Origin of the sequence: Promicromonospora kroppenstedtii (assembly GCF_044389675.1) — a bacterium.
In the GTDB taxonomy this organism is placed as follows: domain Bacteria; phylum Actinomycetota; class Actinomycetes; order Actinomycetales; family Cellulomonadaceae; genus Promicromonospora; species Promicromonospora kroppenstedtii.
In genome coordinates this window covers 102,577-117,674 of the sequence record NZ_JBIRYI010000014.1, presented here as the reverse complement: position 1 = coordinate 117,674, position 15,098 = coordinate 102,577, and the positions used below count along the sequence as shown (strand labels likewise).

Genomic DNA, 15,098 nt, shown 5'->3' with positions numbered 1-15,098 from the left:
CTCACACCCGGGCCGTCTCGCTGCGGAACCGCCAGGCCGCTCCGGCGAGGAAGACCGCGGCCCAGACCACGACGTTGACCACGGCGAGGAGCTCCACGGAACCGCCGCCCAGCGGCGCGCGGGCGAGCTCGGCGAGGCCGTAGGTGGGCATCACCCGGGAGAGGGCGGCCATCGGGGTGCCGTCGGCGAAGGGCAGGAACAGGCCGCCGGCGAACGCCAGCGCCGTCAGGAGGAGGTTGAGGTACCTGAGCACGCCGTCGGTGGGCAGGAGGTACCCCATGAGCAGACCGAACGCGGCGAAGACGAGCGAGCCGGCCCAGGCCACGACCGCGCACAGGACCCAGGCGGACGCCGGCATCCGGGCTCCCGCGAACGCGCCCACCGCGAGGGTGACGAGCACGGAGCCCGCGCCGACGGCCATCGCGGCGAGCACCTTGGCCTGCACGTAGGCCCACGGCGCGAGCGGTGTGAGGCGGAGCTGGCGGGTCCAGCCCTGGGCACGTTCCACGGCGACCCCCGCGCCGCCCGACGCCGCCGTCAGGAGCGCGCCGTACAGCGCGACGGAGACCAGGAGCGAGGCCGTGAGGTTGGTGCCGGGGCCGACCTCGGTGGCCCTGTGGTCGGCGGAGGTGCCGGCCCACAGGAACACGGCGGGCGGCACGAGGAGCGAGAAGAGCAGGGTGCGGCGGTCGCGCAGCGTGCGGCGCAGCTCGAGCCGCACGTAGGCGCGGATCGCGACGGGCTGGGAGACGGCGGTCATCGGGTGCCTCCTTCGGCCGTGGTTCGGGCGGAGGGGTCCGCGGCGGGTTCCGCGGTGAGATCGAGGAAGACGTCCTCGAGGCTGCCGGACCCGGCGAGGGCCCTGACCTCGGCCACGGTGCCGTCCGCGACCAGGCGGCCCTGGCTGATCAGGACCACCCGGTCGGCGTACGACTCGGCCTCCTGGAGGTAGTGCGTGGCGAACACGACGGTGCGGCCGGCCTCGGCGTCGTGCCGGATCGCGGTCCAGAAGTCGCGCCGGCCCCGCACGTCCATGCCGGCGGTGGGCTCGTCGAGCAGGAGGAGGTCCGGCTCGGAGACCAGGGCCATCGCGAACCGCAGGCGCTGCTGCTGACCGCCGGAGCACCTGCCGACCGTGCGATCGGCCAGGTCGGCGATCCCGGCGCGCTCCAGGAACGGCCCGGCCGGACTCGTGCGGCCGAACAGTGCGGCGGTGAGCTCGACGCTCTCCCCCACCGTGATGTCCCGCAGGAGGCCGCCGGTCTGCATCACCGCGGCGACCTGGCCGTCGGCGATCGCCCGGGCCGGCTCCTTGCCGAGCACGCGGACCGTCCCCGCCGTGGGGGCCGCCAGGCCGAGGACCAGGTCGACGGTGGTGGTCTTGCCGGCGCCGTTGGGCCCCAGGAAGGCCACCACCTCACCGGGCCGGACCACGAGGTCCAGCCCGTCGACGGCGCGGACGGTGCCTCGGGCGCCGCGGAACTCCTTGACGAGGCCCCTGGCCTCGATGGCGTAGCTGCTGGTCGTTGTCATGCCTCCACCCTGCTGCGGCGCCGCGGGCGGTACTGCTGCCGGGTGTCACGAGGTCGGGATGACATCCGTCATGCCGACCTCCGGCGGCGGCACCCGCCCCATGATCGACGAGGCCATGACGATCCCCGGCTCGTCCCGGCCCGCCTCCGGCTCGCGGTCCCGCAGGAGCGCGGCGCCGTCCCGCGCCCACACGAAGCCCGGTCGGCCGGACGCCGCCCGGTACAGCGCGTCCAGGTGGTCCGGGTGGCGCTCGGCGAGCAGGGCCAGCACCCACGACGGCGCGTCCGGGTCGGCGAGCACCTGCGCGAGCCGCCGGGGCTTCCACGGCAGCAGCGGTGCGGTGTGCACCTCGCGGAGCTGCGCGTACCAGTCGAGCATCCGCAGCCCCCGCACCGGGTGGTGCACCAGGGCGAACGTCACGTCGTCGGGGTCGGCGGCGTCGTCGGGCAGCCGGCGCACGTCGCGCAGGGCGCCGAACAGGGCGAACTCCTCCGCCGGGGCGCCGATCCGGTCCTTGAACCGCAGGCAGCAGTCCAGGACGTGCGACGCCGTGCCCTCCACCACGACGTCCCCGAACAGGTCCCGGAAGGTGCGGTGGTGGTCGGCGACGAGCTCGCGGGCCCGGGCCAGCGTGCGCGGGTTGCGATAGGCGGGGCACGGCGACGACGTCAGCAGCGCGACGACGGCGCGCACCACGCCGTCGATGACGTCCGGCGAGAAGACCGCCGGCGTGCCCGCGAAGAGCCAGGCCGCGCCGACCGGCAGGACCCGCCCGGACAGCAGCAGCCCCGGGACCAGCGCGACCGAGCGGATCTCCGAGCGGCCCGTGAAGACGCGGTACTCCAGGTCGTCCTCCAGGTTGTGCAGCACCGCGTGCTCGTCCACCAGGTCGGTCACGACGAAGTAGCCGAGCACCCCGCCGTCGCGCCACTGCTCCAGCAGCGCGCGCTCGGCGTCGTCGATCATCAGGCCTGCCGGGGCTGTACCGTCGTCCCCGGGAGCGGGGCCCGGCCCGGCGGCCGGGGCCTCCCCGAGCAGTCGCCGGACCAGGGAACCGCCCGTCTCCCGCGGTCCGGCGTGCACCAGCATGTCGATGGCGCAGTCCCGGGTCACCTCCTCGTACTGCTCCGGGTCCACGTCGCTCACGCGCACGGGCGACTCGGTGCGGACGTAGGCCACCTGGCGGGCCACGGCGTCGGCGTTGGCCGGCCGGAGCACGTGCCCGACCAGCCGGTGGGTGAGCCGGGTCGCGAGATCGAGACGCTCGCGCAACGTCAGCAGGTCGAGCGCGGCGGCCGGTTCGGGTGCGGCGAAAAGCGTTGAAGTCATAGCGACATCATTCGGCAGGAACTATGATCTTGCCGGATCACCCGGGATCATCTGTGGATAACTTTTAGCCCCGATTCGAGCGCCCGGGAAGATCGTTCGATAAAAGATTGAGGTCGATCTTCGGCGTGAAGAGCGCATAGGACGCAAAGTAGACGAAGATCAGCCTTGCACCATCCCAACCGTCACTCACCTGTTCTGACCGAAAGGGACTTACCCAACATGGCATCGGAGAAACGTCCCCGACGCGTACCGGCGGTCATCGCCGACACGCGGAGGAACCCGGGCTTCGCCCTGGGTGCCTTCGGGCTCTCGGCCTGGGCCTACATCGGCATGTCGCACACCATCGCTGCCTATGAGGGCCCGCGGCTCGGCTACGCCCTCGGCGTCGCCTACGAGGCGCTGGTGATCGGCCTGGCCTGGGAGGGCCGCCGCCGCGCGGACCGCGCGCTCGAGACCGGCCGCCCGGTGTCCGGGCACGCCCGCTGGCTCGGCGGCGCGATCGTCGTCGGCATCCTCTCCGGCGCGCTCGCCGCCTGGCACGGCTGGCTGCTCGGAGAGGGCATCTTCGCCATCTCCCGCGCCGTCGCGCCCGTCCTGGCCGCGGTCGCGGTCCACCTGTTCTTCCAGTCGGCCTCCAGCTCGCGCGCCCTCGACCGGGCCGCGGAGATCCACAACGACCGGCAGACGGCCGTGCTGGACATGCTCGACGCGGTGCGGCTGGCGCAGATCGCCCCCGAGGAGGAGCGCGCGGCCCGCATCGCCGACGTCAACGCCGCGGTGGGCCGGGTCCACCGGCACGTGCCCGCGGCCGTGACCGCGGAGGTGACACGCCCGCACCTGGAGTCGGAGCGCACCATCCGCGACGTCGTCCAGGAGGCCGCGACGCTGGCCGGCGAGTGGATGCCGGAGCCCGACGCGCCCCGGCGCACCCCGGAGGAGGCCGCCGCGCGCGCCGCCGCCCTGACCGAGATGGTGCTGCCGAAGCTCGCGCTGCCCATCAACCCGGAGGACGGGAGCCCGGTCGAGGGAGTCCTGGACGAGGAGGCCCCTGCCCAGGAGGCCCGCGTCGAGGAGGCCCCCGCGGAGGCGGCCCCGGCCCAGGCCGAGGCCGCCGAGACGATCAGCGCCGAGCGGCTGCACCTGCAGGACAAGTACGCGCCCGTGAAGGCGGACCGGACCGCCCTGCCGGTGAGCCAGCCCGTCGAGGCACCCGTCGCCGACTGGGAGGAGCTCTCCACCGAGGTCGCGTCGTCCCCCGCCCCCGCGCCTGTCGCGGCGCCCGCGGAGCAGGCACCGGCGCTCACCACGGCGCAGATCAGCGAGATCCGCGTGCTGCGGTGGGCCCAGAACCTGAGCATCGAGGAGGTCGCGGCGCGTCTCGGCGTGCCCATCGCCTCGGTGAACCGGTACGCGCCGAGCACGGACCCGACCACCGAGACGGGTTCCCTCATGGCCATCCCGGCGGCCGCCTCCTGAGCGGTTCCTGATCCGGCCCCGGCAGGGCCGACGACGGCCCGGCCCCGCGCGCTCTGACGCGTGGAGCCGGGCCGTCGCCCGTCCGGCGGGAGCCGGTCGGAGCCGGTCAGCCGAAGTTGACGCCCTGCGCCAGCGGCAGCTCGGTCGAGTAGTTCACGGTGTTCGTCGCCCGGCGCATGTACTGCTTCCACGCGTCCGAGCCGGACTCGCGGCCGCCGCCGGTCGACTTCTCGCCACCGAACGCGCCGCCGATCTCCGCGCCGGAGGTGCCGATGTTGACGTTCACGATGCCGCAGTCGGAGCCGACCTCGGACAGGAACGTCTCCGCCTCGCGCACGTCCAGCGTGAAGATCGAGGACGACAGGCCCTGCGGGACGTCGTTGTGCACGGCGATCGCCTCGGACAGCTCCGAGTAGGTCAGCACGTACAGGATCGGCGCGAACGTCTCGCGCTTGACGACGTCGGCCTGCTCCGGCATCCGGACGATCGCCGGGTGCACGTACGCGGCGTCCTCCGCGCCCGGGACCGAGACGACGGTGCCGCCCACGACGAGCTCGCCGCCCGCCGTCACGGCCTCGTCGACGGCGGCCAGCATGCGGTCGCGCGCGCCGGCGTCGACCAGCGGGCCCACCAGGGTGCCCTCGGTCCGCGGGTCGCCCACGGGGAGGCTCTCGTAGACCTTCGCGAGCCGGGTGACGACGTCGTCCACGATCGACTCGTGCACGATCAGGCGGCGCAGCGAGGTGCAGCGCTGCCCGGCCGTGCCCGCCGCGGAGAACACCGCGCCGCGCACGGCGAGGTCGAGGTCCGCCGACGGCGCGACGATCGCCGCGTTGTTGCCACCCAGCTCCAGCAGGTACTTGCCGCCGCGCGCCGCGACGACGGGCGCGACCTGCTGGCCCATGCGCTCCGAGCCGGTCGCGGACACGAGCGCGACGCGCGGGTCGGCCACCAGCGCCTCGCCGGCCTCGCGGTCGCCCAGCAGGAGCTGCGAGACCCCGGCCGGGAAGCCGGCCTCGGCCAGCGCCCGGTCGAGCAGCGCGGCCGCGCCGACGGCGGACAGCAGGGTCTTCTCGCTCGGCTTCCACACCACGGTGTCGCCGCAGACCAGCGCGACGGCCGTGTTCCAGGACCACACCGCGACCGGGAAGTTGAAGGCGCTGATCACGCCGACGACGCCCATCGGGTGCCACGTCTCCATCAGGCGGTGGCCCGGCCGCTCGGACGGCATGGTGCGGCCCCCGACCTGCCGCGAGAGCCCGACGGCGAAGTCGCAGATGTCGATCATCTCCTGGACCTCGCCCAGGGCCTCGCTGGTGATCTTGCCCGCCTCGATGGTGACGAGCTCCGCGAGGTCGGCCTTGTGCTCGGTGAGCAGCTCGCCGAGACGCTTGACGACCTGCCCGCGCACCGGGGCGGGCACCGAGCGCCACGTCGCGAAGGCCTCGGCGGCCTCGCCGACGGCGGTCGCGGCCTCGGGGGCGCCGGCGCGGCGCAGCTCCAGCAGCGTCTGCCCGGACAGGGGCGACACGACGGGCAGGCCCGTGCCCGCGGGCACGGTGGCGCCCAGCCGCTCCAGGGCGGCCAGCGCGGTGTCGCGCAGCTCGGTCGTCAGCGGGCTGTCGGTGGTGGTGCTGGTCATCGCGTTGCTCCCGTTGTGCGGTGGGTGGTGGTGAGGGTGGCCGGGTCGACACCGAGGGTCTCGGCGGCGGTGGCCAGGGACCTGGCCACCTGGTCGGCGTACAGGTCGAAGGGGTCGTTCAGGTCGCGGCCGAGCGCGCCCGCCATCCAGTCCGCGTCCCGGTCCGTGCCCTCCTGGCTGGCGTCCTTGGCGCCGTCAGAGGTCAGGTTGGACTGGAAGATGCCGGCCGCGGAGCGGGGCAGGAAGTCCTCGTACACGATCGGCTGGCGGACCACGCCCGCGCCGGCCGGGTCCACCTCGTAGGTGAACCAGCCGAGCTCCTGGTCGGCGAGCGCCGCCTCGGTCGTCGGGAAGGTCTTCTGCCAGACGGCGCGGGCGATCTCCTGGCGCTGCGCCTCCGTGAAGCCCGGGTCGTCGGCGCGGGCCGCGGCGGCCGCCTCGTCGATCTCGACCACTGCCGCGTCATAGGCGGCGCGGCCCGCGCGGGTCAGAGCGATGCCGCGGGCCTCGACCTCGCCGAACCGCACGCGCAGGGAGTCGCTGATGATCTCGCCGTCGGCCGTGCGGAAGGTGCGGGGCTCGGCCAGGGCGCGGAACGACGTCTGCCGCAGCAGCACGTCCGGGCCCTCCCAGCGCGGCGGGCCCTGGATCGCGTCGATCATCGTGATGCCGCGCGCCTCCATGCGCGCGTACAGGTCGTCGATGTCCAGCACGCGGGGCGTGAGGTGGTTGATGTGCGTGGAGGCGATGCCGCCGATGTCGGCCGCCACGGCGCTGACCGCCTCCAGCTCGCGGTACCAGGCCTGGTCCACGGGCTCGGCGGACAGCTCGAACGCCGCGGTGGCCAGGCGCAGGAACTCGGCGGCCTGGTCCTCGGGCAGGCCGCCCTCGGCCTCCGCGCGGTCGGCCAGCGCGAGCAGGTCCGGGCCGAACAGCGTGCGGGCGCCGAGGAAGTTCTCCAGCCGCCGCTCCAGGTCGGCGGTGAAGAACCGGCGGTCGGCGGTCACCAGCATGGACGTGAAGACCCGGAACGGGTTGCGGGCCAGCTCGGACCGCTCGATCGGGCGGAACGCCGTGGAGATCACGGGGACCGAGCTGGAGGACGCGTCCCGCAGGTCGTAGAAGCCGACCGGGCGCATGCCCATGGCGCCGAAGACCCGCGCCACCTGGGACATCTCGGTGGGGGTGCCGACCCGGATGGCGCCGTGCCGCTCCGCGGTGACGCGCGCGATGGAGCCGAGCCGCTCGGCGTCCGCGCCGTGCTGCGTCACGAAGTCCGCGTTGACCTCGTGCGACACGTCGAGCAGCGTGGTGTAGGCGGGCACCTCCTTGCCGTACATGTCCGAGAGGCTGCGCGCGAACGCGGCCCGCAGCTGCCAGGGTTCGAGGAACGCCGGTGCCGGCATCGGTCTCTCCTTGTCCTTCAGATGATGTTCGCCTCAGGGCCTCGTCGCCCTGGGCTCGTGGTGCGGGTGCTGGTGGTGGGCGGGGTGGGCTCGTCGTCCGCGGCGAACCGGTCCGCGCTGAACCCGGACACGTCGATCGCCGGGGGGCGGCCCGCGTACAGGTCGCGCACCACCTCGCCGACGGCGGGGGCCTGCAGGAACCCGTGCCCCGAGAATCCCGTGGCGTACAGCACGCGGCCGGGCACGCCGGTGGCCTCGCCGATCAGGGCGTTGTGGTCCGGCGTCATCTCGTACAGCCCGGCCCAGCCGCGCGCGACCGGCACGTCGGTCAGCCCGGGCGCGCAGCCCCCGATCGCCCCGCGCAGCAGCGGCAGCCAGCCCGGGTCGTAGGTGCGCTCGAACGCGATCGGCGTCTCGGGGTCCGCGATGCCGAGCAGCAGGCCGCCGGGCTCCGCGTTGTGGAAGTAGAACGTGGTGCCGTAGTCGATCGTGAACGGGATGCGCGGCGGCGCGGGGTCCAGCCGCGGCGTGAACCCGATCTGCCGCCGGTACGGGTCCACGGGCAGGTCGAGGCCTGCCTTCGTGGCCAGGTCGCGGGTCCACGCGCCGGTGCACAGCACGACGGCGCCCGTGCGCACCCGGCCCTGGTCGGTCCAGACCGCGACGACGGCGTCGCCCCGCGTCTCGACGTCCTGCACGGTCACGTGGGTGCGGACGGTCGCGCCGTGCCGCTCGGCGCCCGCCGCGTAGCCCTCGACGACGGCGTGGGGGTACGCGAACCCGTCGCGCGCGGCGTACGCCGCCCCGGCGTAGCGGTCGGCGTCGACGTACGGGTTGAGGCGGCGCACCTCGTCGTGGCCGAGCATGCGGCTGGTGACGCCGTGCTCGTTCTGCATCGCCACGGACTCCTCGAACAGCGCGACGTCGTCGGCGCCCGGCAGGAGGAACAGGTAGCCCGGCTGCTGCAGCCCGATGTCCGCGCCGGGGCGGGCGGCGAAGTCCTCGTACAGGTCCAGGCTGCGGTTGCCCAGGTCGACGTTGGCCGGGTCGGAGAACTGCGCGCGCACTCCCCCGATGGGCTTGCCCGAGCTGCCCGAGGCCAGCTCCTCGGCCTCCAGGAGGAGCACGTCCACGCCGTCCTCGGCGAGGTGGAACGCCACCGACGCGCCGAGCGCGCCGCCGCCGACCACCACCACCTCGGCGCGGGCGGGCAGCGGGCCCCGGCGGTCCGCGGGGCGCCGTGGTGAGGTCATGCACGCATCCTGCCACGCGCTCCGGCCGAGATGGGCCCACACCGGAATTGTTCTTGCGATAGGCCCCGAGGTCGGTGGAATCAGGTGCTGAAGCGGGCCGGCTGCGCCGTCAGATCACCGCGCGCGCGTCACCGTGCGGCGGCGCGGCAGTCCGCGCACGTGCCCCACAGCTCGATGGTGTGCTCGATGTCGTCGAAGCCCTGGGCAGCGGCCACCTTCGAGGCCCAGGCCTCGACCGTGGGGCCGTCGATCTCGACGGTGCGGCCGCACAGGCGGCACACCAGGTGGTGGTGGTGCTCGCGGCGGGCGCAGCGGCGGTACAGGCTCTCGCCGTCCTCCGCGCGCAGCACGTCCACCTCGCTCGCCTCCGCGAGCGCCTGGAGCGCCCGGTAGACGGTGGCCAGCCCCACGGACTCGCCGCGGGCACGCAGGGCCTCGTGCAGCTGCTGGGCCGAGCGGAAGTCCGCCATCTCGTCGAGGGTCTCGACGACGGCGGTGCGCTGGCGGGTCATGCGTGCGGTCATCAGCGGCACTCCTTCGCGGCGGCGGCCGCACGCTCGGTGGCGGCCGCGGGCAGGTCGACGTCGTCGGGCAGGTCGGGATGCGGGTCGTGCACGGGTCGCCGCCGGCTCAGCAGCGGCGCCAGCACGGAGACCACCGCGTAGACCCCGATGGCGAGCACCACGATAGTCGCGCCCGGCGAGACGTTGTACCAGTAGGTGATGCTCAGGCCCGTCAGGCAGACCACCACGCCGACGACGCAAGCGGTGAGCATGGTGCGCCCGAACGCGTGCGTGACCTGCTGGGCGATCGCGACGGGCACGATCATGAGCGCACTGACCAGCAGCAGGCCCACGACGCGCATGGCCACGGTCACGGTCAGCGCGGAGACGACGGCGACCACCACGTTCAGCGCCCAGACAGGCAGGCCAGAGGCGGTGGCGAAGTCCTCGTCGTGGCTGACGGCAAACAGCGCGTGCCGCAGCCCGACGCCGACGGTCAGCACCACGAGCGAGAGCACGACGGTGAGCCAGAGGTCGGCGTCGGACACCGTGGAGATCGAGCCGAACAGGTACTGCATGAGGTTGCCCGAGGAACCGCCCGCGATGCCGATGAGCAGCACTCCGCCGGCGATGCCGCCGTAGAACATGATGGCCAGCGCGAGGTCGCCGGAGGTGCGGCCGCGGCGGCGGACCACCTCGATGAGCACGGAGCCCACCACCGCGGCGACCACGGCGCCGGGGATCGCGAGGGCGTCGTTGGGTGTCAGGCCCATGCCCGCGCCCACGAGCCAGCCCAGCGCGACGCCGGTGAGGGCCACGTGCCCGATGCCGTCTCCGAGCAGGGAGAGCTTGCGCTGCACCAGGTAGGTGCCGACCACGGGGGCGGTGACGCCGACCAGGAGGGCGGCGATGAGCGCCCGCTGCATGAACGGGTCGGTCAGCATGAGCATGATCACGGGCGCACCTCCAGGTCCAGGGCCCGGGACTCGGTGTCCAGGGCGTTGTCGTCGGCGTGCGGGTGCTGGTGGCGGTGCCCCGCACGGTCGTGGTCGTGGCGGGCGGGCGGCGGGGCGCCGTCGTGCACCACCTTGCCGTGCCGCAGCACGACGGCGCGCGTGACCAGCGGCTCGAGCTCGCCCAGCTCGTGCAGCACGACGAGCACGGTGAGACCACCGTCGACCAGGCGCTTCATCGTGGCCGCGAACGCCTCCTGGCTCGCCACGTCGACGCCGGCCACGGGCTCGTCCAGGACCAGCAGGTCGGGCTCGCGCACCAGGGCGCGCGCGATGAGGATGCGCTGCTGCTGCCCGCCCGACAGCAGGTGCACGGGGTCGTGCACACGGTCGGCCAGGCCCACCTGCTCCAGCGCGACGGCGACCCGCTGGCGCCAGCCGCGCGGCAGCCGCAGCCGGCGCCCGTGCAGCAGGCCCGAGGCGACCACCTCCTGCGCGGTCGACGGGATGCCACCGCCCGCGCCCGACCGCTGCGGCACGTAGCCGATGCGGCTCCAGTCGACCCGGCTGCCGCGCCCGCCCGCCCCGAGGGGCTCGCCGAGCAGCCGCACGCTGCCGTCCGACGGCACGTTGATGCCGACCAGCGACTTGACCAGCGTGGACTTCCCGGAGCCGTTCGCGCCGAGCAGCGCGACCACCTCACCACGCTCGACCGTCAGGTCGATGCCACGCAGGATGTGGCTCGCGCCCGCACGGAAGTGCAGGCCACGCGCCTCGATCACGGGTTCGCCGGGCTCGGTCACATGCCTAGTGTCCGTCATTCGCAGACCAGCCCCTCCTCCAGCGCCTTCAGGTTCGCCTGCATCACGGAGACATAGTCGTCGCCCGCGGCGGTGGCGTCCTCCGACAGGCCCTCCAGCGGGTCCAGCACGGCGGTCTCGACGCCCAGGTCGGAAGCCAGGGTCTCGGTGACCTTGGGGCTCACCAGCGTCTCGGAGTACAGCGTGGTGACGCCGTTCTCCTTCACCACGTCACCGATCTCCCGCAGGCGCGCGGGGGACGGCTCCGCCTCGGGGTCAAGCTGGGAGATGCCCACCTGCTCCAGGGCGTACCGGTCGGCCAGGTAGCCGAAGGCGGCGTGGCTCGTCACGAGCGTCGCCCCCTGACAGGCGGCGAGGCCGTCAGCCATCTCCTGGTCCAGGTCGTCGAGGCGCTGGCCGAGCTGGAGGGCGCCCGCCGCATACTCGTCGGCGTGCTCCGGGTCGACGGCGGCCAGCTCGTCCGCGACGGCCTGCCCGACGGCGGCCAGCCGGCTCGGGTCCAGCCAGAAGTGCGGGTCGGTGGCGCCGTGGTCGTGGTCGTCGCCCTCCGCGGCGTGCTCCGCGTGCTCCTCCTCGGTCTCCTCCGCGTGCTCGACGAGCCCGGCGGCGTCCGCGGCGTCGACCACGTGCTCGGGAGCGCGGGACTCGACGCCCTCGTCGACGGCGGTCTGGAAGCCGGACAGGTACACCACCAGGTCAGCGGTGCCGATCTCGCGGACCTGCGCCGGCGAGAGCTCGAGGTCGTGCGGCTCGGCGGCGGGCGGGGTCAGGTTGTCGACCGTGACCAGGTCGCCGCCGATCTGCTGCGCCACGTACTGCAGCGGGTAGAACGACGCGAGCACGACGACGCCGTCGGACCCGCCCGCCGCACCACCCTGGTCCTGCGCCGAGCAGCCTGCGAGTGCCGCCGTGCCGGCGAGGACGAGGCTGGTCAGTGCGGCGCCCGTGGCGCGAGTCGAAGTCATGAGAACGATTCTCACGCTTGTTGAGAACCGTTGTCAAAGATCGGCGCCGAGAGGTCGGTCACGCGCTATTTCACGCGGGCCTCGACCGGCCCGGACGGTAGGCTGGGCGGACGTTACTTCCACCTGTTCCCCTGGAGAGATCCCTCGTGTCCGACAAGTCAGTGCGCTCTGCGCAGACCGCCAAGCTCGACGCCGTCGTCTCGCTCGCGAAGCGACGAGGTTTCGTCTTCCCGTCGGGCGAGATCTACGGCGGTACGCGCTCTGCGTGGGACTACGGCCCCCTGGGCGTGGAGCTCAAGGAGAACATCAAGAAGCAGTGGTGGCGGGCCATGGTCACGAGCCGGGACGACATCGTCGGCCTCGACTCGTCGGTCATCCTGCCGCGCCAGGTCTGGGTGGCCTCCGGCCACGTCGGCGTGTTCACCGACCCCCTCACCGAGTGCCTCTCGTGCCACAAGCGGTTCCGCGAGGACCAGATGATCGAGGAGTTCGAGGAGAAGAAGGGCCGCGCCCCCGAGGGCGGCCTCGCCGAGATCGTCTGCTCCAACTGCGGTACCCGCGGCCAGTGGACCGAGCCCCGTGACTTCAACATGATGCTGAAGACGTACCTGGGCCCCGTCGAGGACGAGTCCGGCCTGCACTACCTGCGCCCCGAGACGGCGCAGGGCATCTTCGTGAACTTCGCCAACGTCGCGGCCGCCGCGCGCAAGAAGCCGCCGTTCGGCATCGGCCAGATCGGCAAGTCGTTCCGCAACGAGATCACGCCGGGCAACTTCATCTTCCGCACCCGTGAGTTCGAGCAGATGGAGATGGAGTTCTTCGTCAAGCCGGGTGAGGACGAGGAGTGGCACCAGTACTGGATCGACTACCGCACCAACTGGTACACGGACCTGGGCATCTCGGCCGACAACCTGCGGCACTACGAGCACCCCAAGGACAAGCTGTCGCACTACTCGACCCGCACCGTGGACATCGAGTACCGCTTCGGCTTCCAGGGCAGCGAGTGGGGTGAGCTCGAGGGCATCGCGAACCGCACGGACTTCGACCTGAAGACCCACACGGAGAGCTCCGGCAAGGACCTGGCCTACCGCGACCCGGTGACGAACGAGAAGTACTACCCGTACGTCATCGAGCCGGCCGCCGGCCTGACCCGCTCGCTCATGGCGTTCCTGGTCGAGGCGTACGCCGAGGACGAGGCGCCCAACACCAAGGGCGGCGTCGACAAGCGCACCGTGCTGCGCCTCGACCCGCGCCTGGCCCCCGTCAAGGCCGCGGTGCTGCCGCTGTCCAAGACCGCGGACCTGCTGCCGACGTCGGAGAAGCTCTCCGCCGAGCTGCGCAAGTACTGGAACATCGACTACGACGTGACGCAGGCCATCGGCAAGCGCTACCGCCGCCAGGACGAGATCGGTACGCCGTTCTGCATCACGGTCGACTTCGACACCCTCGACGACCAGGCCGTGACCATCCGCCACCGCGACACGATGCAGCAGGAGCGCGTCGCGCTGGACAAGGTGGTCGGGTACCTGGCCGGGCACCTCGTCGGGGCCTGAGCGCAGACGCTAGTCGCGCGCGTCCTGGGCCTGCTCCCGCAGCAGGCGCAGGACGCGCGCCGCGTTCCGGTCCGTGGTCTCGATCTCGTGCAGCGGCTGCACGGGGATCGGCCGCTCGCCGTTCGCGACAAGGACGTGCCGGGCAACGTCCTCCGCGGGCGCAAAGCGCACGGGCGTCTCCCCGAAGTAGCCCCGCACCATGATCCAGCCGTCGGGGCACTCCGTCTCGATCAGGTCGAACGCCTCCTGCGGCGTGCGCGGCCACGCGTGCCCCAGCCAGCTCGGCGGACGGAGCCGGATCCGGTCCCGCCCCAGCTTGTCGGCGAGCCACTCCATCGACCGCTCGGTCCGCGCGACGGCGATCTGCGGATCGCCCGCAGTCACCGGCGCACCGAGCAGCGCCGCCGCCGCGAGCCCCTCGACCCGGAGGTCCAGGTCCGCCAGGTCCTCGATCCCCTCCACCGCGAACCAGACCCGGGCGGGCAGGTCCGGGTCGTGGCGGTGCTCGACGATCTGCTGCCGCACGTCCGCGTCGAGCGGCTCCAGCTCGATCCGCATCTGCATGCCCGCGGCCGCGAGGAGCGCCGTCAGCATGTCCCAGGACGGTGACCGCGCTCCCGTCTCGATCGCCGCGACGGTTCCCCGGGCCACGCCCGCTCGCCCGGCCAGGCTCGCCTGCGTCTGCCGGGCCGAGTGCCGCGCTCTCTTCACGAGCCGAGCTGCGTCGAGCCGAGCTGCGTCGAGCCGGGATCCGTCGAGTGCCATCGGTTCATCGTGCCGGGCGGGCCTCCACGGCGCGGGGCGAGCCCCCGAGCCTGTGGATAACCCGGTCGCGGGCTGCGCACCAGGAACGGACATCTCCTCGGAGGGAAGGTGTACCTGCCGGGAGTGTTGCTCTGCGTAGACATTGTCGGCTGACGGCAACACACCTGGGAGACATACGCACTTCCCGGAGGCCGGCGCCCGGGTTCACCCGGGTGAGGTCGGGGGGAATCGTGTCAGAAACAGCACCTGAACAGGTCTGGGACTCATAGCGTGCCGCATTCGAAGGCACTCCGTACTCGAGGAAGAGACTGGTCCCGCATGTTCCGTCGAATCATCGTCGCCCTGGTGAGCGTGTTCGCACTTGCTCTCACGGCGTCCGTCCCCGCGCAGGCCGCGACCGGCTACACGACCAACATCACGGCGCAGGCCACGCCGGACACCGTCGCGAAGGGCAAGTCGGTCGTCCTGAAGGGCAAGCTCACGTACAAGAGGGACGGGAAGTGGCGCGTCCTGTCCGGGCGGGAGCTCATCGTCCGCTTCGACCCGGCGGGGCCGGTCGCGTCGAAGAAGATCGCGAAGATCAAGACCACCAGGACCGGGACCTACTCCTTCAGGACCACCGCGACGAAGTCGGGCACGTGGACCGTGAGCTTCGGCGGCAAGACGGGCTCGCTGCGGTCCGACTCCGCCCGTGACAACGCCTGCGTCTACACCGCGGGCCGGTGGCAGTGCCCGATCACGCCCAGCAACCCCGACCTCGACTGCTCCGACGTCGGCAAGACCGTCTGGGTCGGGACCAAGGACTACCACCGCCTCGACGCGGACGACGACGGCTGGGGCTGCGACTCGTACTCCTGATCCGGGCGCGTACCGACCATGCCCGGCGTTGTGGAATGCTT

Annotated in this window: 14 protein-coding genes; 3 read left to right on the top strand and 11 right to left on the bottom strand. The window is 72.8% G+C overall.

Annotated features, from left to right (window positions below):
* Position 1: 1 nt before the first annotated feature.
* The 3 genes from ACH47X_RS21135 to ACH47X_RS21125 are packed head-to-tail and all read right to left on the bottom strand — an operon-like array spanning position 2 to position 2,862.
* Positions 2-760 (bottom strand): ABC transporter permease, encoded by a 759-nt coding sequence (locus ACH47X_RS21135; RefSeq protein ID WP_397406666.1) that lies wholly within the window; start codon positions 758-760, stop codon positions 2-4.
* On the bottom strand, positions 757-1,533 hold the full coding sequence (locus tag ACH47X_RS21130; protein ID WP_397406664.1) for an ABC transporter ATP-binding protein: 777 nt from the start codon (positions 1,531-1,533) through the stop codon (positions 757-759). Before ACH47X_RS21130 ends, ACH47X_RS21135 begins: the two co-directional genes overlap by 4 nt.
* Positions 1,534-1,578: 45 nt before the next feature.
* Positions 1,579-2,862: a hypothetical protein gene (locus tag ACH47X_RS21125; protein WP_397406661.1), complete on the bottom strand. Its 1,284-nt coding sequence runs from the start codon at positions 2,860-2,862 to the stop codon at positions 1,579-1,581.
* A 219-nt stretch (positions 2,863-3,081) separates the two neighbouring features.
* Here ACH47X_RS21125 and ACH47X_RS21120 point away from each other — a divergent pair, with 219 nt between their 5' ends.
* Positions 3,082-4,338 carry a hypothetical protein gene (locus tag ACH47X_RS21120; protein ID WP_397406659.1) on the top strand — a complete coding sequence of 419 codons (1,257 nt, stop codon included), beginning with the start codon at positions 3,082-3,084 and terminating at the stop codon, positions 4,336-4,338.
* A gap of 106 nt (positions 4,339-4,444) precedes the next feature.
* On the opposite strand, the gene amaB is transcribed toward ACH47X_RS21120, so the two are convergent.
* The 7 genes from amaB to ACH47X_RS21085 form a co-directional block, all read right to left on the bottom strand.
* Positions 4,445-5,980, bottom strand: coding sequence for an L-piperidine-6-carboxylate dehydrogenase (amaB, locus tag ACH47X_RS21115; RefSeq protein WP_397406657.1), 1,536 nt, complete (start codon positions 5,978-5,980; stop codon positions 4,445-4,447).
* Complete coding sequence (gene hglS, locus ACH47X_RS21110; RefSeq protein ID WP_397406655.1) at positions 5,977-7,386, bottom strand: 2-oxoadipate dioxygenase/decarboxylase; 1,410 nt, start codon at positions 7,384-7,386, stop codon at positions 5,977-5,979. Before hglS ends, amaB begins: the two co-directional genes overlap by 4 nt.
* 17 nt (positions 7,387-7,403) lie before the next feature.
* Positions 7,404-8,639, bottom strand: coding sequence for an NAD(P)/FAD-dependent oxidoreductase (locus tag ACH47X_RS21105; protein ID WP_397406653.1), 1,236 nt, complete (start codon positions 8,637-8,639; stop codon positions 7,404-7,406).
* Between the two features lie 128 nt (positions 8,640-8,767).
* Positions 8,768-9,163, bottom strand: coding sequence for a Fur family transcriptional regulator (locus ACH47X_RS21100; protein WP_397406651.1), 396 nt, complete (start codon positions 9,161-9,163; stop codon positions 8,768-8,770).
* Positions 9,163-10,092, bottom strand: coding sequence for a metal ABC transporter permease (locus ACH47X_RS21095; RefSeq protein ID WP_142042760.1), 930 nt, complete (start codon positions 10,090-10,092; stop codon positions 9,163-9,165). The genes ACH47X_RS21100 and ACH47X_RS21095 overlap by 1 nt, the downstream gene beginning before the upstream one ends.
* A gap of 2 nt (positions 10,093-10,094) precedes the next feature.
* Positions 10,095-10,898, bottom strand: a complete 804-nt coding sequence (locus ACH47X_RS21090) for a metal ABC transporter ATP-binding protein (protein ID WP_397406649.1) — start codon at positions 10,896-10,898, stop codon at positions 10,095-10,097.
* A gap of 14 nt (positions 10,899-10,912) precedes the next feature.
* Complete coding sequence (locus ACH47X_RS21085; RefSeq protein ID WP_397406647.1) at positions 10,913-11,881, bottom strand: metal ABC transporter substrate-binding protein; 969 nt, start codon at positions 11,879-11,881, stop codon at positions 10,913-10,915.
* 146 nt (positions 11,882-12,027) lie between these two features.
* Between ACH47X_RS21085 and ACH47X_RS21080 the strand changes: the two genes are divergently transcribed.
* Positions 12,028-13,434 carry a glycine--tRNA ligase gene (locus ACH47X_RS21080; RefSeq protein ID WP_211240181.1) on the top strand — a complete coding sequence of 469 codons (1,407 nt, stop codon included), beginning with the start codon at positions 12,028-12,030 and terminating at the stop codon, positions 13,432-13,434.
* Positions 13,435-13,443: 9 nt separating this feature from the next.
* Here the strand turns inward: ACH47X_RS21080 and ACH47X_RS21075 are convergent, their stop codons facing one another.
* Positions 13,444-14,199, bottom strand: a complete 756-nt coding sequence (locus tag ACH47X_RS21075; RefSeq protein WP_397406645.1) for a helix-turn-helix domain-containing protein — start codon at positions 14,197-14,199, stop codon at positions 13,444-13,446.
* 318 nt (positions 14,200-14,517) lie between these two features.
* Between ACH47X_RS21075 and ACH47X_RS21070 the strand changes: the two genes are divergently transcribed.
* Positions 14,518-15,057 (top strand): hypothetical protein, encoded by a 540-nt coding sequence (locus tag ACH47X_RS21070; protein ID WP_397406643.1) that lies wholly within the window; start codon positions 14,518-14,520, stop codon positions 15,055-15,057.
* Positions 15,058-15,098 lie beyond the last annotated feature (41 nt).

Excerpts from the sequence above, each read along its gene's own strand:
- ACH47X_RS21125 (WP_397406661.1), bottom strand. The coding sequence starts at position 2,862 with ATGACTTCAACGCTTTTCGCCGCACCCGAACCGGCCGCCGCGCTCGAC.
- ACH47X_RS21085 (WP_397406647.1), bottom strand. The coding sequence starts at position 11,881 with ATGACTTCGACTCGCGCCACGGGCGCCGCACTGACCAGCCTCGTCCTC.
- ACH47X_RS21070 (WP_397406643.1), top strand. The coding sequence starts at position 14,518 with ATGTTCCGTCGAATCATCGTCGCCCTGGTGAGCGTGTTCGCACTTGCT.
- ACH47X_RS21075 (WP_397406645.1), bottom strand. The coding sequence starts at position 14,199 with ATGGCACTCGACGGATCCCGGCTCGACGCAGCTCGGCTCGACGCAGCT.
- amaB (WP_397406657.1), bottom strand. The coding sequence starts at position 5,980 with ATGACCAGCACCACCACCGACAGCCCGCTGACGACCGAGCTGCGCGAC.
- ACH47X_RS21100 (WP_397406651.1), bottom strand. The coding sequence starts at position 9,163 with ATGACCGCACGCATGACCCGCCAGCGCACCGCCGTCGTCGAGACCCTC.
- ACH47X_RS21135 (WP_397406666.1), bottom strand. The coding sequence starts at position 760 with ATGACCGCCGTCTCCCAGCCCGTCGCGATCCGCGCCTACGTGCGGCTC.
- ACH47X_RS21105 (WP_397406653.1), bottom strand. The coding sequence starts at position 8,639 with ATGACCTCACCACGGCGCCCCGCGGACCGCCGGGGCCCGCTGCCCGCC.
- ACH47X_RS21095 (WP_142042760.1), bottom strand. The coding sequence starts at position 10,092 with ATGCTCATGCTGACCGACCCGTTCATGCAGCGGGCGCTCATCGCCGCC.
- ACH47X_RS21130 (WP_397406664.1), bottom strand. The coding sequence starts at position 1,533 with ATGACAACGACCAGCAGCTACGCCATCGAGGCCAGGGGCCTCGTCAAG.
- hglS (WP_397406655.1), bottom strand. The coding sequence starts at position 7,386 with ATGCCGGCACCGGCGTTCCTCGAACCCTGGCAGCTGCGGGCCGCGTTC.
- ACH47X_RS21120 (WP_397406659.1), top strand. The coding sequence starts at position 3,082 with ATGGCATCGGAGAAACGTCCCCGACGCGTACCGGCGGTCATCGCCGAC.